Annotated in this window: 16 protein-coding genes and 1 pseudogene; 12 read left to right on the forward strand and 5 right to left on the reverse strand. The window is 60.2% G+C overall.

Features of this window, described 5'->3' with window-relative positions; genetic code table 11:
- Nucleotides 1-21 precede the first annotated feature (21 nt).
- Complete coding sequence (gene ypfJ / locus ACXHXG_RS09140) at nt 22-942, reverse strand: KPN_02809 family neutral zinc metallopeptidase (protein ID WP_104823700.1); 921 nt, start codon at nt 940-942, stop codon at nt 22-24.
- 346 nt (nt 943-1288) lie between these two features.
- On the opposite strand from ypfJ, the gene ACXHXG_RS09145 reads away from it, so the two are divergent.
- The 5 genes from ACXHXG_RS09145 (at nt 1289) to ACXHXG_RS09165 (ending at nt 8761) form a co-directional block, all read left to right on the forward strand.
- Nucleotides 1289-1879, forward strand: coding sequence for a DUF1190 domain-containing protein (locus tag ACXHXG_RS09145; RefSeq protein ID WP_158704479.1), 591 nt, complete (start codon nt 1289-1291; stop codon nt 1877-1879).
- A gap of 12 nt (nt 1880-1891) precedes the next feature.
- Nucleotides 1892-3061, forward strand: coding sequence for a glutathionylspermidine synthase family protein (locus tag ACXHXG_RS09150; RefSeq protein WP_457899099.1), 1170 nt, complete (start codon nt 1892-1894; stop codon nt 3059-3061).
- Between the two features lie 234 nt (nt 3062-3295).
- Nucleotides 3296-6781, forward strand: coding sequence for a carbamoyl-phosphate synthase large subunit (carB, locus tag ACXHXG_RS09155; RefSeq protein WP_104823703.1), 3486 nt, complete (start codon nt 3296-3298; stop codon nt 6779-6781).
- 417 nt (nt 6782-7198) lie between these two features.
- Nucleotides 7199-7675 (forward strand): transcription elongation factor GreA, encoded by a 477-nt coding sequence (gene greA / locus ACXHXG_RS09160; RefSeq protein ID WP_028751624.1) that lies wholly within the window; start codon nt 7199-7201, stop codon nt 7673-7675.
- A 6-nt stretch (nt 7676-7681) separates the two neighbouring features.
- Nucleotides 7682-8761, forward strand: coding sequence for a glycosyltransferase family 4 protein (locus ACXHXG_RS09165; protein WP_457899100.1), 1080 nt, complete (start codon nt 7682-7684; stop codon nt 8759-8761).
- Nucleotides 8762-8770: 9 nt separating this feature from the next.
- Here ACXHXG_RS09165 and ACXHXG_RS09170 read toward each other — a convergent pair whose 3' ends face one another.
- From ACXHXG_RS09170 to ACXHXG_RS09180, 3 genes are read right to left on the reverse strand one after another with little or no spacing between them, the layout of a single operon-like run.
- Nucleotides 8771-9685, reverse strand: a complete 915-nt coding sequence (locus ACXHXG_RS09170) for a glycosyltransferase family 92 protein (RefSeq protein WP_457899101.1) — start codon at nt 9683-9685, stop codon at nt 8771-8773.
- Between the two features lie 18 nt (nt 9686-9703).
- A complete protein-coding gene (locus tag ACXHXG_RS09175) occupies nt 9704-10612 on the reverse strand; it encodes a glycosyl transferase (protein ID WP_457899102.1) in 909 nt (302 codons plus the stop codon).
- Nucleotides 10613-10615: 3 nt separating this feature from the next.
- A complete protein-coding gene (locus ACXHXG_RS09180; RefSeq protein ID WP_104823707.1) occupies nt 10616-11083 on the reverse strand; it encodes an Lrp/AsnC family transcriptional regulator in 468 nt (155 codons plus the stop codon).
- A gap of 241 nt (nt 11084-11324) precedes the next feature.
- On the opposite strand from ACXHXG_RS09180, the gene trxB reads away from it, so the two are divergent.
- From trxB to ACXHXG_RS09210, 6 genes are all read left to right on the forward strand, one after another.
- On the forward strand, nt 11325-12299 hold the full coding sequence (gene trxB / locus ACXHXG_RS09185; RefSeq protein WP_283046558.1) for a thioredoxin-disulfide reductase: 975 nt from the start codon (nt 11325-11327) through the stop codon (nt 12297-12299).
- A gap of 23 nt (nt 12300-12322) precedes the next feature.
- Nucleotides 12323-13219 (forward strand): LysR family transcriptional regulator VtlR, encoded by an 897-nt coding sequence (locus ACXHXG_RS09190; protein WP_104823709.1) that lies wholly within the window; start codon nt 12323-12325, stop codon nt 13217-13219.
- A 563-nt stretch (nt 13220-13782) separates the two neighbouring features.
- Nucleotides 13783-14076: an ArsR/SmtB family transcription factor gene (locus tag ACXHXG_RS09195; protein ID WP_104823710.1), complete on the forward strand. Its 294-nt coding sequence runs from the start codon at nt 13783-13785 to the stop codon at nt 14074-14076.
- Between the two features lies 1 nt (nt 14077).
- Nucleotides 14078-15244, forward strand: a complete 1167-nt coding sequence (locus ACXHXG_RS09200; protein ID WP_457899103.1) for an MFS transporter — start codon at nt 14078-14080, stop codon at nt 15242-15244.
- Nucleotides 15245-15290: 46 nt separating this feature from the next.
- A complete protein-coding gene (locus ACXHXG_RS09205; RefSeq protein ID WP_457899104.1) occupies nt 15291-16403 on the forward strand; it encodes an alkene reductase in 1113 nt (370 codons plus the stop codon).
- A gap of 80 nt (nt 16404-16483) precedes the next feature.
- Nucleotides 16484-17284, forward strand: a complete 801-nt coding sequence (locus tag ACXHXG_RS09210; protein ID WP_457899105.1) for an aminoglycoside phosphotransferase family protein — start codon at nt 16484-16486, stop codon at nt 17282-17284.
- 9 nt (nt 17285-17293) lie between these two features.
- Here the strand turns inward: ACXHXG_RS09210 and ACXHXG_RS09215 are convergent, their stop codons facing one another.
- The gene (locus ACXHXG_RS09215; RefSeq protein WP_457899106.1) at nt 17294-18268 is read right to left on the reverse strand and encodes an NAD-dependent epimerase/dehydratase family protein; all 975 of its coding nucleotides are present in this window, start codon (nt 18266-18268) and stop codon (nt 17294-17296) included.
- Nucleotides 18269-18358: 90 nt separating this feature from the next.
- Here ACXHXG_RS09215 and ACXHXG_RS09220 point away from each other — a divergent pair.
- Nucleotides 18359-19271, forward strand: a pseudogene (locus ACXHXG_RS09220) (LysR family transcriptional regulator).
- The last annotated feature ends 45 nt before the right edge of the window (nt 19272-19316 follow it).

Here is a 19316-nt window from a genome sequence, read left to right on the forward strand (position 1 = left end):
GCCGGGAGAAGGTATTTCCGTTTAAACCGGATTGTTCAGCGTATCGCAGTTGCTGAGCTTGCCGGAGTCGAAGCCCTGCTTGAACCATTTCACACGCTGGGCCGAGGTGCCGTGGTTGAAACTATCCGGAACAACATAACCCTGGCTGCGCTTCTGCAGCGTATCGTCGCCGATCTGCTGCGCGGCATTCAGCGCCTCTTCGAGGTCGCCTTCCTGCAGAATGCCTTTCTGCTGCGTGAACTTGCCCCAGATGCCGGCAAGGCAATCGGCTTGAAGCTCGATCCGCACTGACAACTTGTTGGCATCTGCCTCGCTCATGGTTTGGCGGGCCTGATTGAACTTCGGCAGAATGCCGAGCTGGTCCTGAACATGATGGCCGACTTCATGCGCAATGACATAGGCCTGGGCGAAATCGCCGGCTGCGCCGAACTGGTCCTTCATCTGCTTGAAGAAGGCCATGTCGAGATAGACCTTCTGATCGCTCGGGCAATAGAAGGGGCCGGTGGCCGCCGAAGCTTGCCCGCAAGCCGAGGGGAAACTGCCGGAGAACAGCACCAGCTTCGGATCCGTATAGGTCTGGCCCATCGACTTGAAGATGCCGGTCCAGGTGTCTTCTGTGTCGGCGAGCACCGTTGCGACGAACTGCTTCATCTCGTCATTGGCGGGCGGAGCATTGCCGCCACGGGAATCGCTCTGCTCGTAACCAGATCCACCACCTTCCAACATGCCGCTTTGCTGTAGCAGGCCGATAACGTCGACGCCCATCGCCCTCAGGATCAGGAAAATCACGACGAGTACGATAATGGTGCGGAAACTCAAACCGCCGCCGCCGATACCTCCGCCGGGGAATCGGAAGCCGCCGCCACCCGTGCCGCCGCTCATCGGCGATGAGCCACGCTCATCCTCGATATTGTCGGATTGCCGACGCCCCTTCCAATCCATATTGCACCTCCCGGCGATGCAGGTCCCTAACAAAAGACTCTAACGCATTCTGAGATATATCGTGCCACTTTAAATTATGAAAAGCGGAAAGAAAATTTTCACCATCGTGTCTTTCGGGCCTTAGACAGCAACAAAAACTGGGCGGATATTCTTTAAATATCTCAGGCGCCCACCTACGTCTTTGGACGCGCCAATATTCTTTACGTTGCATTTTATAACCATGTGGACAACCGCAATTCCGCGTTTCGCGGTACATTGCGGTTGAGTAAGTACATGCACGTCATAATTGAAGTGTAAAGGCGCGTGAACATATGCGCTATGCGCCGAGGGTTTGATGAAACGATCGATGAGTGTGTCACTGCTGCTGATGGGAACGGCGGCGCTGACGGGCTGTGGCCAGAAGGACAGTAACACCGCCAAAATTTACAAGGACGTCGATGCCTGCATCGCCGACGACATCTTTACGGCGGAGAGATGTCGATCCGATTTTGCCGCAGCGGAAAAAGAGCGTCTTCAGAATGCGCCGGCCTACGAGACGGCCGCCGCATGTGAAAAGGACTATGGCGTCAACGATTGCCAGCCTACGACAGACGCTCACCGTGCCGGCTTGGGCCATTTTATTCCTTTCATGGCCGGCTACGTCGTCGGCAACACCGCACAGACCTACAATGCCAATGCACTATACCAACCGCGCGGCAGTAGCGATTTCAGAACCGCCGCCGGGCGAAGCCTCGCCAACAGCACGCCGATCACAAATCGCGATTATGCGCCGAGAAAGAAGGATGACGACACCCAGCCCTCCTATTCTTCGTCATCCGGCGGTGGCGGGGGCGGCGGCGGTGGATCCGGACGCTGGTTTTCTGAACGTTCGGCCAGTTCGACGACAACGGCGGAACGCGGCGGCTGGGGCTTCCGCGGTTTTCACCTTTCGAGTTGAGGAAATCCGTCAATGAAACGTGTGGTCGTCAGCGAAAGACCAGATTGGCAGGCCGATGCCGAGGCCTGCGGCTTTTCCATCCACTCCATGTACGGCGAGCGCTATTGGGACGAGCGCCATGCCTACGTCTTCACACTGGACGAGATCGAAACCAAGCTCGAGGACCCGTCCGCCACGCTCCTGCAGATGTGCTACGGCGCGGTCGACCGGATCGTTGCCGATGCCGGTCTGATGTCCCGCATGGCGATCCCGCCGGAATATCATGACGCAGTCGCCCGGTCGTGGCGCAACCGGGAGCACGATCTCTATGGCCGCTTCGACCTCGCTTACGGCGGCAACGGACCAGCGAAACTTTTGGAATTCAACGCCGACACCCCCACGAGCCTGTTCGAAAGCGCCGTCTTCCAGTGGCAATGGCTCGAGGACATGAAGGCGCGCGGAGAAATCCCGCGGACCGCCGACCAATTCAACTCGATCCATGAGCGACTGATCGATGCCCTGCGGTTTCTCGCCGGCCCATCCGGACGAATGCATTTCGCCGGCGTTCTGGAATCGGAAGAGGATTTGGTGACGCTGAACTACCTCGTCGACTGCGCCGCCCAGGCAGGGTGCGAGACGACGCTGCTCGGCATGGCGGATATCGGCGTCGATGCCAAACATTGGCTGACCGACTTGCAGGATCGGCGCGTCGATTGCCTGTTCAAGCTTTATCCGCTGGAAGACATGGTGCGCGAGCCCTTCGGTCGCCATCTACCGGCGACGCCGACCAGGGTGATCGAGCCTCTGTGGAAATTGACGCTTTCGAACAAGGGACTGTTGCCGGTTCTATGGGACATGTTCCCCAATCATGAAAATCTGCTTCCCGCCTATTTCGATGACGATCCCCGCGCCGAAACCCTTGGCGAGACATATGTCCGCAAGCCGCTGCTCTCCCGCGAGGGCGCGAATGTGACGCTGGTCAACCATCAGGCGGACGGAGGCAATTATCGGGTCGACGGCCCCTATGGCGCGGAAGGCTATATCAGGCAGGCGCTGCGGCTCCTTCCCCGCTTCGGCAACGATTGGACCGTCATCGGTTCCTGGATCATCGCCGGACAACCGGCCGGCATCGGCATCCGCGAAGACGACACACCGGTCACACGCGACACCTCGCGCTTTGTACCACACTATATATTGGATTGATGGATATTCGCGAGGGCGACGGAGTTCCGGCGGTCAAGACCGGCATCGATAGCGCTAAACGCTGCAACGACCCTCTCCTCGCGATTCCTGTCGATTCCGCGATTTATGGGGTTCCGTTTACAAATACATTTGCCTATAAGCCGCTTCTAGCCTGAAAAGACATGCCCATGCGCCCCGGCCGGTGATCTCCCACCCTGGCCGGTTTTTCGCGCAACAAAAAACGGATGTGAGCCCATGCCGAAGCGCCAAGATATCAAATCGATCCTCATTATCGGTGCAGGACCGATTGTCATTGGCCAGGCTTGTGAGTTCGATTATTCCGGCACACAGGCCTGCAAGGCGCTTAGGGAGGAAGGCTACCGCGTCATCCTCGTCAACTCCAACCCGGCAACGATCATGACCGATCCGGGCCTGGCGGACGCGACCTATGTCGAGCCGATCACGCCGGAAGTGGTTGCCAAGATCATCGCCAAGGAGCGCCCGGATGCGCTGCTGCCGACCATGGGCGGCCAGACGGCGCTCAATACGGCGCTTTCGCTGAAGCGCATGGGCGTGCTCGACCGCTACAATGTCGAGATGATCGGCGCCAAGCCCGCCGCCATCGATATGGCCGAAGACCGCGCCCTCTTCCGCGAAGCCATGGCCCGCATCGGCCTCGAAACCCCGCGCTCGATGCTGGCGAATGCCACCGACATCAAGGATGCTGACCGCAAGACGCATGAGGCTGAGCGCACCAAGCTGAAGGCGCAGCTTTCCGGCGGTGAGCTCGACAAAGCGCTGGACGAGCTGGAAAACCAGTGGAACCTCGGCGAAAGCGACCGCAAGCAGCGCTATATGAACCACGCCATGGCGGTCGCCGCCCAGGCGCTTGATCATGTCGGCCTGCCCGCCATCATCCGCCCTTCCTTCACCCTCGGCGGCACCGGCGGCGGCATTGCCTATAACCGCTCGGAATTCTTCGAGATCGTCGGCGGTGGTCTCGATGCTTCGCCGACCACGGAAGTGCTGATCGAAGAATCGGTGCTCGGCTGGAAAGAATTCGAGATGGAAGTGGTCCGCGACAAGGCGGACAACTGCATCATTATCTGCTCGATCGAAAACATCGATCCGATGGGCGTCCATACCGGCGATTCGATCACCGTCGCCCCGGCACTGACGTTGACGGACAAAGAATACCAGATCATGCGCAACGCCTCGATCGCGGTTCTGCGCGAGATCGGCGTCGAGACCGGCGGCTCGAACGTGCAGTTCGCAGTCAATCCGAAGGACGGCCGCCTCGTCGTCATCGAAATGAACCCGCGCGTGTCGCGCTCCTCCGCCCTCGCATCGAAGGCCACCGGCTTCCCGATCGCCAAGGTCGCGGCCAAGCTGGCGATCGGCTATACGCTGGACGAACTTGAAAACGACATCACCGGCGGCGCGACGCCGGCATCCTTCGAACCCTCGATCGATTACGTCGTCACGAAAATTCCGCGTTTCGCCTTCGAGAAATTCCCGGGTGCCTCGCCGGTGCTGACCACCGCGATGAAATCGGTCGGCGAAGTCATGGCGATCGGCCGCACCTTCGCGGAATCGCTGCAAAAGGCGCTTCGCGGCCTGGAAACAGGCCTCACCGGTCTCGATGAGATCGAAATTCCTGGCACCGAAGAGGGTGAAGGCAGCCAGAACGCCATTCGCGCCGCCATCGGCACCCCCACTCCCGACCGCCTTCGCATGGTCGCCCAGGCACTGCGCCTCGGCATGAGCCCGGAAGAAGTACACGAAGGCTGCAAGATCGACCCGTGGTTCATCGCCCAATTCAAGGCGATCGTCGACATGGAAGCCCGCATCCGCGAACATGGCCTGCCGGAAGATGCTGCCAACCTGCGCATGCTGAAGGCCATGGGCTTCTCGGACGCGCGCCTCGCGACGCTGACAGGCAAACGCCCGAAGGAAGTTGCCGAACTGCGCAACGGCTTGAACGTCCGTCCGGTCTTCAAGCGCATCGACACCTGCGCCGCCGAGTTCGCCTCGCCGACCGCTTATATGTATTCGACCTATGAGACGCCCTTCGTCGGTGCTGCCCGCACGGAAGCGCAGGTTTCCGATCGCAAGAAGGTCGTCATCCTCGGCGGCGGTCCGAACCGCATCGGCCAGGGGATCGAATTCGACTATTGCTGCTGCCACGCCGCCTTCGCCCTGAAGGATGCCGGCTATGAAGCGATCATGATCAACTGCAACCCGGAAACTGTCTCGACCGACTACGATACGTCGGACCGGCTCTATTTCGAGCCGCTGACCGCCGAAGACGTGATCGAGATCCTGAAGGCGGAGCAGGAAAATGGCGAGCTGGTCGGCGTCATCGTCCAGTTCGGTGGTCAGACGCCGTTGAAGCTCGCTGAAGCGCTGGAAAAGAACGGCATCCCGATCCTCGGCACTGCGCCGGACGCGATCGACCTTGCCGAAGACCGCGACCGCTTCCAGAAGCTGCTGATGAAGCTCGATCTCAACCAGCCGAACAATGGCATCGCCTACTCCGTCGAGCAGGCTCGCCTCGTTGCCGGCGAAATCGGCTTCCCGCTTGTCGTGCGTCCATCCTACGTGCTCGGCGGCCGCGCCATGCAGATCATTCATTCCGAAAGCATGCTGCAGACCTACCTTCTCGACACCGTGCCGGAACTGGTGCCGGAAGATATCAAGGCGCGCTATCCGAACGACAAGACCGGCCAGATCAACACCCTGCTCGGCAAGAACCCGCTGCTGTTCGACAGCTATCTCACCAACGCCATCGAAGTCGACGTCGACTGCCTGTCCGACGGCACCGACGCCTACATTGCCGGGATCATGGAGCATATCGAAGAGGCCGGCATCCATTCGGGCGACTCGGCCTGCTCGCTGCCGCCGCGCACGCTATCACCTGCCATGATTGATGAGCTGGAGCGCCAGGCGAAGGCCATGGCCAAGGCGCTGAACGTCGGCGGCTTGATGAACGTGCAGTTCGCCATCAAGGACGACACCGTCTACGTACTCGAAGTCAACCCGCGCGCTTCGCGCACCGTGCCTTTCGTCGCCAAGACCATCGGCGCGCCGATCGCCAAGATCGCCGCCCGCGTCATGGCCGGCGAAAAGCTGGATGCGACCTTCGCCGCCTATGGCGAAAAGCCCGATCCGCGCAAGCTGAAGCACATCGCCGTCAAGGAAGCCGTCTTCCCCTTTGCCCGCTTCCCGGGCGTCGACACCCTGCTGGGCCCGGAAATGCGCTCGACCGGCGAAGTCATCGGCCTGGATACGGATTTCGCGCTGGCTTTCGCCAAGTCGCAGCTTGGCGCCGGTGTCGAGTTGCCGCGCGACGGAACGGTCTTCGTTTCTGTCCGCGACGACGACAAGCCGCGTGTCCTGCCAGCCATCCGCATGTTGACCGAGCTGGGCTTCAAGGTGCTCGCAACCGGCGGCACGCAGCGTTACCTGGCCGAAAACGGCATCGAGGCGACGAAGATCAACAAGGTTCTGGAAGGCCGTCCGCATATCGAGGATGCCATCCGCAACCGCCAGGTCCAGCTCGTCATCAACACGACCGACAGCAACAAGGCGATCTCGGACTCGAAGTCGCTTCGCCGCGCGACGCTGATGCAGAAGGTGCCCTATTACACCACCATGGCCGGTGCGGAAGCCGCCGCCATGGCGATCAAGGCACTGAAGGCCGGCAACCTCGAAGTCCGGCCTCTGCAGAATTATTTCTGAGAACTGCTCGGGATGACGGAGCCAGAATAACGGCTTCGTCATCTTTGTTTAACGCACGCTCCCCTCGTCAGTGAGGAGACGCACGCTATGGCTTTAGCTTCAAGAAAGACTGCCGCGCCGAGCCAGGCGTTGGGACAACCGCCTATTATTTCCAACGGTACAACCTAAATCCACGGCTGCGGTTGGCGTCGTCCGTCGCCGCCAAACTGCCGGTCGATGGGTGCCTGAAATCAGGCTTCCGCAAGTATCGGCCAAGACCAGCCTTGCCATAAGTCACCGAATTTTCTGGAAATCGGCCTTCGCAATCTGCTATAGATGACAGAATAATGGCTCTGTATGGTTCCGAAGTACCGCTTCGGGACCTGTTTTCTTTTTGTGTCTGCGACAGAGCAACGCAGGGAGTGAAGGACAAGAAAAATGGTTGAAAAGGTACCGATGACGCAGAACGGGTTCGTCAAGCTGCAGGAAGAACTGCGCTGGCGTCAGCAGGAAGAGCGCCCGCGAATCATCGAGGCAATTTCGGAAGCACGTGCCCATGGCGACCTCTCCGAAAATGCCGAGTACCATGCCGCCAAGGAGGCCCAAAGCCACAACGAGGGCCGCATCACCGAGCTTGAAGACCTGACGGCGCGCGCCGAAGTCATCGACCTCACCAAGATGTCCGGTTCGAAGATCAAGTTCGGCGCCAAGGTGAAGCTCGTCGACGAGGACACCGAAGAAGAGAAGATCTACCAGATCGTTGGCGACCAGGAAGCCGATGTGAAGGCCGGCCGCATCTCCATCTCCTCCCCGATCGCCCGTGCGCTGATCGGTAAGGAGGTTGGCGATTCGATCGAGGTTAACGCGCCCGGCGGCGCCAAGGCCTACGAAATCCTCTCCGTCTCCTGGGGTTGATCGCCCGTGCGCGATCGCGACGCATCGCATTCAAGCGATCTCAGCGAAATCGAGGTCATCGCGACGAACTTCAAACGCCGGCTCTCCGGCGTTACCTCGACGATCGTGCAATTGATCCCGAAACAGCTCGAACTCGGCTGCCATATCGCCACGCTCGGGCCAGGGCTGCCGGAAGACCTGCCGAAGCTTGGCTGGGCGCGGATACCCGGCCTCTGGATGAAGCCGCGCCGCCACCGTGTTCGCGTCTGGCATGCCCGCCGCAACAACGAGATGCTGGTCGGGCTGTTGTTGCGCTCCGTGCTGCGCATGCCGCTGAAGCTGGTCTTCACCTCGGCAGCTCAACGCCGCCACACTGCCTACACGCGCTGGCTAATCCGCCGCATGGACGCCGTGATCGCCACCAGCGCGCGCTCCGGCAGTTTTCTGCAGGTGCCGCACACGGTCATCCAGCACGGCATCGACCTGAAGATGTTTCATCCGCCGGAAGTGCCGCATGATCGCATGGCCTCCACTGGTCTGCCCGGCACCTATCTGATCGGCTGCTTCGGCCGCGTTCGCCACCAGAAGGGGACGGATCTCTTCGTCAAGGCGATGATCGAGCTTCTGCCGCGCTATCCGGACTGGACCGCCGTCGTCTGTGGCCGGGTAACTGCGGAGCATCGCGGCTTCGGCGACGAATTGGTGAAGATGGTAGCCGCCGCCGGCCTCACCGATCGCATCCACTTTCTCGGTGAAGTCGACGATATCAGGCCCTGGTATCGACGCGCGACGCTGTATGTCGCCCCTTCCCGCAATGAAGGCTTCGGCCTGACGCCGCTGGAGGCCATGGCCTCACGCACCGCCGTCGTCGCCTCCGACGCGGGCGCTTATGCCGAATTGATCGTACCCGGAGAAACCGGCGCGATCGTACCCGCCGGCGATGGCGAAGCGCTGACGAAAGCGATCGACTTCTATCTCGCCAATCCCGAAGAAGCGCTCAGCCAGGGTGAAAACGCAGTGCGTCACGTACGTAGCGAGTTCGCCTTGGAAAAGGAAGCGACAGCGATCAGCGACATCTATCGGCAACTGCTCGGCGGCGCCCGCTGAAACGAGGGCCTATCGGCCGAGATCGATGCGGTTGCGCTCGACGAAATCGATCATCGCCCGGTCCTCGACCAGATCTTCCTCAATGCTTTTGACGATCGACAAGACCTTGTCCCGGTACTTGGTCGGCGAGGCATCGTAGGTCCATCCGCGCGCCAGCTTGGCTATCAGCTCTTCACGGGATTTGGTGTAGTAGTGATTGAGCTGCAGAAACCGGTTCGAATAGAAATCCGGCGACTTCCGTGCGCGGCGCGTGAAACGTTTTCCGGCATCGTTCGCCGTCAGATCGCCGAATGATCGCGTCTGAAACTGATGCACCGTGACTTCCGTCACCTCGCAGGGATCAACGATGCATTTGAAATTGCTGACATTTTCCTTGTTCGTCATCGGATCGGCACCGCGCATCGTGTAGTTCAGCGCCAGCGGACCGTCGGGCCGCTTCTCGTGACCGCTCGTCGCGAACATATGCCATGGCAACGAGACATTTGGAAAATCGCCGACTGCCGCTAGCGCCTCCTCGACCGTTCGCCCTTCCTTCGGCAACAGGAATTCGTCGACATCGATGAAGGCCATCCAGCGATATGCGCCGCCGAAATTGAGGATGGCGTGGGCGAAGACGATGACCTGACCGTTCAGGGGCGCCCCCGTGGTTGCATCGGTCATACGTCCGATCCAAGGGATGATCGTCAGCGTGTCGGCATCGAGGAGGCCACGTAGAATAGCGAGGGTCTCGTCCGTCGAGCCATTGTCATAGATATAGAAGTGACGAATGCCGACAGCTTGGTGGAAGCGTATCCATTCCTCGATATAGCGCGCCTCATCCTTGACGCAAACTGCAATCGCGATGCCGTGCCGGCCCTCCTGCGGCTTCGGCGGATCGATTGTAAGCCGCTTCGCATCCGATATCTTGGGCTTCAACCAACCCATGCGTCCGTTCCCCGCAACTCAGATCGTCGATACCGCGGCAAACCGCGCATCGTAGCCAAATCCATGCTTCAATAGCGCCGAAACCGGCGAATAATTGACAAACGTCACGCCTCGCTCCGACGCGATTTCCTTTGCCAGAACAAAATGCTCAAGAATGCGGTCTTCGGCCTGGGCGATGCCAGAAAAGGCAGTCTCATCGCTGGTCTCATAAAACCGGGGCTCACCGGCATTGGAAATGTCGATACCGAGGAAGCCGATCGTTCGAGGCGAGCAATAAAGCGCGAACTGCAGCGCCGATACCGCGACCGAGCCACCCTGGAAGACACCGCGATCCGGCGCGAAGGAAAATCCGGCGGAGCCCGTTGCGTTGAGCCGCACGAAATCGAGCCTTCTGATGTCATCGATAGAGCGACGGCGCACGCCGTAAGGCTTGCGGATATCGTCGATGAGGATGACCGTCTTGTCCGCCAGCCAACGGCTGTCGAGTTCCGAGATCGCCCGCAGCACCGCGACCGAAAACAGGCAAATCGTATCGGACGTGATCCTGCGCCGCATCATCTCGGAATGCCGCCAGACGAAACGCTCGTCCTCAACGGCGATGGCAAGCGGCGCGGCAATCTGCTCACCGATCAACCCGATAGCACCGTTCAGCAGGATCGCGCTGCCCTTCTCAAGCCCGGTCAGATCGCAGTCGCGGATCGATGGACCGGAGCCGACGATATGGATGATTTGACCGGACTGTTCGCGCAGCCGGTCGATGGGAGAAAGGGCCGCGACCTTGGCACGTCGGTAATAGACCTCGCCTACCCCGTTTGCCCGCACTATGTTGAGCCCTGGAAACCAGTCCTGCGCATGGGCGCGCGAACCGCCGAGCAGCAAGCGCGCACCCGTCTTGATCAACGATCGGTGCCAGGGGCGGTCCGCCATATCCTAGAGCTCCACCAGCCCGAGTTTCTTCACCTGCCGGATGGTCAGCATGGTGCGCACCGTATCGACATGCTCGTTCGCCGTCAGCACCTCGATGACGAAATCCTGGAACCGGGTGAGGTTTTCGGCGACGCAATGCAGCAGGAAATCGCTGTCGCCGGAAACCATCCATGCCTGCCGCACGAGCGGCCACTCGGCTGTCACAGCGGCGAAGGCTTTGAGATTGGCCTCCGACTGATGCTTGAGACCAACCATGCAGAAGGCAACGAGATCGAAGCCGAGCTTTGGGCTGTTCAGCATCGCATGGTAGCCCTCGATGACGCCGGCCTCCTCCAGCTTGCGCACCCGGCGCAGACAGGGCGGCGCGGAGATGCCGACGCGATCGGCGAGTTCGACATTGGTCATGCGCCCGTCGCGCTGGAGTTCCCGCAAGATCTTGATATCGATGGCGTCGAGTTCAGCCCGCAGCACTTTTCTTGCCTTTCTTTAATTCCCAACCGGCAGCTTCTATATAAAGCGCGAAAATACGCAAGAAAGTTTCCCGCGCGTGACCGAATCTTACACAAAGCAGATTTGCTCTGTTAGTAATGCAAGGCTGCCCTTGAATAAATGCATGCGACAATCATAAATGAGGCGGCGGATCGTGAAATCGCCTGCTTTTGCCCGTTTGAAGCCGCGGCTTCCCGAAGCGCTTAGATTGAAAGGACTACATATGCCTGCCCGCCACACCAAGGTGCTCATCATCGGTTCCGGCCCTGCCGGCTATACGGCCGCCGTCTATGCCGCGCGCGCCATGCTGAAGCCGGTTCTGATCGCCGGCCTCGAACAGGGCGGCCAGCTTATGATCACCACGGATGTCGAAAACTATCCGGGCTTCGCCGATCCGATTCAAGGCCCGTGGCTGATGGAGCAGATGCTGCTGCAGGCCCAGCATGTTGGCGCGGAAATCGTCAACGATCTCGTTACCGAAGTCGATACCACCAAGCGCCCCTTCGTGGCGCGCACCGACAGCGGTCAGGTCTGGACCGCCGACACACTGATCATCGCGACCGGCGCCAAGGCCAAATGGCTGGGCATCGAGAGCGAACAGCATTTCCAGGGCTTTGGCGTTTCCGCCTGCGCCACCTGCGACGGCTTCTTCTATCGTAATAAGGATGTGATCGTGGTCGGCGGCGGCAACAGCGCCGTCGAGGAAGCGCTCTATCTCTCCAATATCGCCAAGTCGGTCACCGTCGTGCATCGCCGCGATTCGTTCCGCGCCGAAAAGATCCTGCAGGAGCGCCTGTTCGCCAAGGAGAACGTCAAGGTCCTCTGGAATACCGAGGTTGCCGAAATCACCGGCACGCCGGCCAAGCCGCCGATGCCGCCGTCGGTTTCCGGCGCGCGCCTGCGCGACACCCGCACGGGCGTCGTCACCGACGTGACGATCGACGGCGTGTTTGTCGCCATCGGCCACGCACCGGCAACGGAACTCTTCAAGGGCAAATTGAAGCTCAAGGACAATGGCTATCTCTGGACTGCACCCGATTCGACTGCGACCAACGTCGAAGGCATCTATGCCGCCGGTGATGTGACCGACGATACGTTCCGACAGGCGATCACGGCAGCAGGGATGGGCTGCATGGCGGCGCTTGAGGCGGAACGCTACTTGACCGGGCATATGCCCGTCGCCGTAGCTGCGGAGTGATGCAGCCGATGAGGGGAAACGGCATGCCATTGGATTGGGACAAGCTGCGTATCTTTCACGCGGCTGCCGAAGCGGGCTCGTTCACGCACGCGGCGGATAAATTGCATCTGTCCCAATCCGCCATCAGCCGCCAGGTCAGCGCGCTCGAGCAGGACGTCGGCATCAAGCTGTTCCACCGCCACGCCCGCGGCCTGATCCTGACCGAACAGGGCGAATTGCTGTATCGCACCGCGCATGACGTTCTCTTGAAGCTCGAAACGGTCAAGATGCAATTGACCGAGACGACCGACAAGCCGAGCGGCAAGCTGCGCGTGACGACGACCGTCGGCCTCGGCCAGGGCTGGCTGACCGACAAGATCCAGGAATTCCTGCAGCTTTATCCCGACATGTCGATCCAGCTCATCCTCGACAATGAGGAGCTGGACGTGAACATGCGCCATGCGGACTGCGCCATCCGACTGCGCCAGCCGCAGCAATCGGACTTGATCCAGCGCAAGCTCTTCACCGTCCATATGCATGTCTACGCCGCCCCCTCCTACATCAACCGCTATGGCGAACCGCAGTCGGTGGAGGCTCTGGACGAGCATCGCATCATCAGTTTCGGCGAACCGGCGCCGAACTATTTGCTCGACGTCAATTGGCTGGAGATTGCCGGCCGCTCGTCGGACAACAAGCGCGTTCCACATCTGCAGATCAACAGCCAGACGTCGATCAAGCGCGCCTGCCTGCTCGGTATCGGCATCGCCGTACTGCCGGACTACATCGTCGGCCGCGATCCGGGCCTTATTCAGCTTGCGATCAATGCCGACGTGCCGTCCTTCGACACCTATTTCTGCTATCCCGACGAAATGAAAAACGCCGCCAAGCTCAAGGTTTTTCGGGATTTCATCGTCGCCAAGGCACGGAACTGGAACTTTTAGTTGAGCTAAGACTCTGTGTTACAAGCGTTTTTTGCCGTAATATATCTGTCACGCGTATGACGCATGGCTGATATGCACAAAACAGAGTTGAAGCCTGCCCAATTAACTACCATATCGCACATAGCTGATGCATATGGTGGCTTTTCCTCCCAGTTCCACCGCATTGGCTGTTCCCCTCTGGAGGTTTTTAACCTTCATACCTATAGGGCCCTGGTTGTTACCGGTGGCCCTTTTTTTTGCCCTTTTTCAGCAGAGGCCGCAAACGCATAACTGCCATGCACAAAAAAGCATTGCGCACTGCACAAATTAGCATCATACCGCACATAGCTGATGCACATGGTGGCTTTTCCTCCCAGTTCCACCGCAGCAGCTGTTCCCCTCTGGAGGTTTTTGACCTTCACACCTATAGGGCCCTGGTTATTCCGGTGGCCCTCTTTTTTTGCCCAAATTCTAAGCATGCCCACGAAGCGCATTGCATAAAATAATTTGCTGCGCCGCATCTTGATATATCGAAAATCGACGATACATGAATCGTTAATTTTCGATATTAAGCCGGTGACGTCATGGATAGAACTGAGATACTAAAGGCCTTGGCCCATCCCGCCAGGCTCGAAATCCTCAATCAGCTCAAAGATCCGCACGCCCATTTTCCGACCCAGGAACATCCGCTGGAGCTGGGTGTCTGCGCCAGCCAGTTCGAGCGCTGTGGCCTATCGCAATCCACCGTTTCCGCCCATCTCGGCACATTGCATCGCGCTGGCTTGGTGACCACCAAGCGCCTCGGCCAGTGGATTTTTTATAAGCGCAACGAAGAAACCATCGCCGAATTCCTTGCCACTCTGCAGAAGGAACTTTGAGATGCCGCTCGCCCTCCTTGTCCTGGCGTTGAGCTCCTTTGCCATCGGAACGACTGAATTCGTCATCATGGGCCTGCTGCCCGAAGTTGCCACTGATCTGTCCATCAGCATCCCGCAAGCCGGCTGGCTGGTGACCGGCTATGCGCTGGCGGTGGCGATCGGTGCGCCGATCATGGCCATCGCCACGGCGCATCTGCGCCGCCGCTCAACGTTGATCATGTTGATGGGCTTCTTCATCCTCGGCAACCTGCTCTGTGCCATCGCACCCGGCTATTGGGTCCTGATGATCGCCCGCATCGTTACCGCGCTTTGCCATGGTGCCTTCTTCGGCATCGGTTCGGTTGTTGCCGCAAGCCTCGTCACCGAGGACCGCAAGGCTCGCGCCCTCGCATTGATGTTCACCGGTCTGACGCTTGCCAATGTGCTCGGTGTGCCGCTCGGTACCGCGTTAGGCCACGCTCTCGGCTGGCATGCGCCCTTCTGGATAATCACCCTGCTGGGCGTCGCCTCGCTTATCGGCCTGGTGCTTGTCCTGCCAAAAGGAGAAGAAGTCCGCCAGGACAGTCTTGCCCGCGAACTCTTGGCGCTACGCGGTCTCGGCCTATGGCTGTCGCTGCTGACAACGGTGTTTTTCGCCGCAGCCATGTTCACCCTGTTCACGTATATTGCGCCGCTGCTGCGCCAAATCACCGGCGTTTCGCCGCGATGGGTATCTTTGACGCTGCTATGGATGGGCATCGGCCTGACCATCGGCAATCTCATCGGCGGCAAGCTCGCGGACTGGCGTCTGGGCACCACGCTTGCCGGCACCTTCGCGGCAATCGCGCTGACCTCGGCCATATTCAGCATCACCAGCCATTCCTTCGTCCCAGCCGAGATCACCCTCTTCCTCTGGGCTGCGGCAAACTTCGCCGCAGTGCCGGCGCTGCAGATCAACGTCGTCGGTTTCGGCAAGGATGCGCCGAACCTGGTGTCGACCATCAATATCGGCGCCTTCAATACCGGCAATGCACTCGGGGCTTGGGTCGGTGGCGTCGTCATCGATACCGGCTTCTCGCTGTCGCATGTGCCGCTGGCCGGTGCCGCGATGGCTCTCCTCGGCCTTGCCACCGTGGCGTTGATCTTCGCGACGGTCAGAGCGAAGAGCGCCGCACCCGCCTCCTCCTAAGCTTTTCTTTCAACACTTCACCCCGGACAACAAGAAAGGACCTCCCATGGCCAAACTCTTTGAACCGACTAAGCTTGGCGATATCTCCCTCGCCAACCGCATCGTCATGGCGCCGCTAACGCGCAATCGTTCTCCGAATGCGGTGCCGAACGATTTGAACGTCAAATACTACGCCCAGCGCGCCACAGCCGGCCTCATCATCACCGAAGCGACCGCCATCACCCATCAGGGCCAGGGTTATGCCGACGTGCCCGGTCTCTACACCCGGGAAGCCCTCGACGGCTGGAAGAAAGTGACCGACGCCGTGCATGCAAACGGCGGCAAGATCGTCGTGCAGATGTGGCACGTCGGCCGTATCTCCCATACCACGCTGCAGCCGAACGGCGGCAAGCCCGTCTCCTCCACCTCCAAGCGCGCCAACAATGCCAAGACCTATCTGGTCAACAGCGACGGCAGCGGCGGATTTACCGATGTCTCCGAACCCCGCGCCCTTGAGGCCTCGGAAATTCCGGGAATCATCGAGGATTATCGCAAGGCCGCCCGCGCCGCGATCGAAGCCGGTTTTGACGGTGTTGAAATCCACGGCGCCAACGGCTATCTCATCGACCAGTTCCTGCGTGCCGATGTGAACGATCGTACCGACCAGTATGGCGGCTCGATCGAAAACCGCGCCCGTTTCCTCTTCGAAGTCGTGGATGCCGTGACCAAGGAAGTCGGCGCCGGACGCACTGCGATCCGCGTCTCGCCGGTAACGCCGTCGGGCGATGCCAGCGATCCCCACCCGCAGGCGCTCTTTACCTACGTCATCGAAGGCCTGGCGAAGTATGATCTCGCCTATATCCACGTCGTCGAAGGCCAGACCGGCGGCGCGCGTGACTTCCTGCCCTTCGACTATGAGGCGCTGCACGCTGCCTATAAGGCTGCAGGCGGCAAGTCTGCCTGGATGCTCAACAACGGCTACAATCGCGACATGGCGATCGAAGCCATCGAAAGCGGCAAGGCCGACGTCGTTGCCTTCGGCAAGCCGTTCATCTCCAACCCGGACCTCGTTCGCCGGCTGAAGGAAAACGCCCCCCTCACCGCGCTGAACCAGGCAACGCTCTATGGCGGCGGCGCAAACGGCTACGCCGACTACCCGACACTGGACGAAGTGGCTTAACTTCCGCCGCTCCGATCATGACGGAAAATCCCGCTGCGAGGCGGGATTTTCTTTTTGGCGACAGCCGTTAGAGTACCCGTATGTTTGATCCCTATCTCAACCGTTGGTCGCTCACGCCGGATGGCGACGCGATCATCACCCGTTCCAGCCATCTCCTGCCGGTCCTCTGGCGCGGCCTGCCCGCCATGCTGAAGGTCGCCCTCGATATTGACGAGAAGCCCGGCAGCCAGGTCCTGCGCTGGTGGGACGGCGACGGCGCCGCGCATGTCTATGAACACGACAGCGACGCTGCGCTTTTGGAACGGTCGACCGGACCGGGCTCGCTGCTGACGATGGCAATGGAAGGCGGTGATGACGAAGCAAGCCGGATCATCTGCCGCACGGCCGCAAAGCTTCACGCACCGCGCGCGACACCGTTGCCGGATCTTGTCCCGCTGGATCTCTGGTTCCGCGAGTTGGAGCCGGCGGCCCGTGCCCATGGCGGTCTTCTTGCCACCTGCGCCGAGATTGCCCGTCACCTGCTTGCCGATCAACGCGATCTCACCGTGCTGCACGGCGACATCCACCACGAGAATATCATGGATTTCGGTCCTCGCGGCTGGCTCGCCATCGACCCGAAGCGTGTTCATGGCGAACGCGGTTACGATTTCGCCAATACCTTCTGCAATCCGGAACTCCCCATCGTCACCGCTCCCGGTCGCCTGCAGCGGCAATTGCCGATCGTCTGCACCGAAGCAAGACTGGAACCGAAGCGGATGCTGCAATGGATCGTCGCCTATGCCGGCCTCTCCGCCGCCTGGTTCCTCAGCGACGGCGATAGCAGGAATGCCGAGTCGGATTTTATCGTCGCCAGGATAGCGTTGGCCGAACTCCGGACCTGACAACGTTTCTCATCGTGCCGGCAGACAGCCGAGTGCCATGAGGCTCGTCTTCACCGCCTCGTCGATCGGAGTATGCGGCTCCTCGCCGAGCACAGCCAGCAGCCTGTCATTCCTCATCTGCAGCGGCACTTTCCAGAGATAGCGCATTTCACGCAACTCCTTCATCAGCGGCACGAAAGGAGCGGCAAGCGGCAGTATCCACCAAGGAAAGGATTTCGCTTTCACTTTATGTCCGACTGCCCGCTCGACCGAGCCGATCATCTGCCGGCCGTCACCATCCCAATGGCCGCGCATGTGATAGACAGCGAAGGCCGGAAGCGCATCGCCTCTCTCGATCAGGCGGATCATCGTTTCCGCGACATCGGGCAGATAGGCCCATTGATGGCCGATGCCCGCCCTTCCCGGGTTGGTCACCGATGTCACTGGTTTGCCGGGTTTGACAATGCCCTGCGAGAACCAGCTATTGGTGCCATGCCCACCGAAGAAATCCCCGGCGCGGAGAATGATGACCGGCGTGCCGGCCTCCGCCGCGACCTTCAGCCGCCGCTCCATTTCGACGCGGATCGCACCCTTGCGTGTCTGCGGATGCTGCGGGCTGTCCTCGGTCACATCGGGAAGGACATCCGGCCCAAAATTGTAGACCGTGCCCGGCAGGACGATCCGCGCGCCGACTGCCTTCGCCGCTGCGATCGTGCCATCGAGCATCGGCAGGACCAGTTGCCCCCAATTGCGATAGCCGGGCGGGTTGACGGCATGCACGATCAGCTCGACACCCGTCGCCGCCTTCAACACATCGCTCGCCTGCATCGCATCGCCTTGCACCCAATCGAAGCCGGGCTCCCGGCGTGCAGCCGCGGCTGCGTCGCGGTTCAGCGCCCGGATGCGCCAGCCGCGGGCGGCAAGGCCGCGAGCGACGGCGCCGCCAATGCCGCCGGTGGCACCCAATATCAGAGCGGTCTTTCCATTGTTCATCTGCTCAGTCATCGTCATCTCCATCGGTTGATGACGTGACTATGCCGCGACGCTTCGATAAACGAAATTGCCGAAAAATCTGGATATGATATACAAAAATATATGACGACATCGGAACCAAGCTGGGATTTCTATCGCACCTTCCTCGCCGTACTCCGCCACGGCTCGCTTTCGGCTGCCGCCCGGGATCTCGGTCTGACCCAGCCGACCATCGGCCGTCATATCGACGCGCTGGAAGAAACCGTCGGCGCCGAGCTTTTCACGCGCTCGCAACAAGGCCTTCTTCCGACGGACGCTGCCCTCGCCCTCCGACCCCTATGCGGAAACGTTGGCCAGCACGACCGCCGCCCTACTCCGCGTCGCTTCCGGTGCACACGATAGGGTCAGCGGCACCGTGCGCATCAGCGCCAGCGAGGTCATCGGCGTGGAAGTATTACCGCCGATCCTGGCGGCGCTGCAGGCCGCGCATTCTGACCTTGTTATCGAGCTCTCCGCCTCGGATGCGGTGGAGGACTTGTTGCTGCGAGAAGCGGATATCGCCGTACGCATGGTCGCGCCCACGCAGGATGCCTTGTTGGCCCGCCGTATCAGCACCATCTCCCTCGGTTTGTTTGCGCATCGCAAATACCTGGAACTATACGGCGAACCCAAAAGCATCGCGGAATTGCGCCAGCACAAGCTCATCGGTTTCGACCGACAGACCGCTTACATCCGCACGATGTTGAAGCGCTATCCCATGCTGGACGGCATCTCTTTTGCCTTCAAGTCGGATAACAGCATCGCTCTGCACAACGCGTTGCGCGCCGGCATCGGCATCAGCTTCTACCAAATGCCGCTTGCGAAAAGGGATGAGGATCTTGTCCGGCTGCTGCCCGAAATCGAGTTACCGCTCGACACCTGGGTAGCCATGCATGAGAATCTGAAGACGTCACCGCGCTGCCGCGTGACGTTCGATGCACTGGTGAGCGGATTGCTGGACTACGTCAAAACCGACACAGAGCAGAAAAGATCATGACGACGAGCAATCCGGTTGAACTCGTGCTGTGTGATCCCGATTGGC

It is taken from the genome of Rhizobium sp. LEGMi-198b (assembly GCF_054114205.1).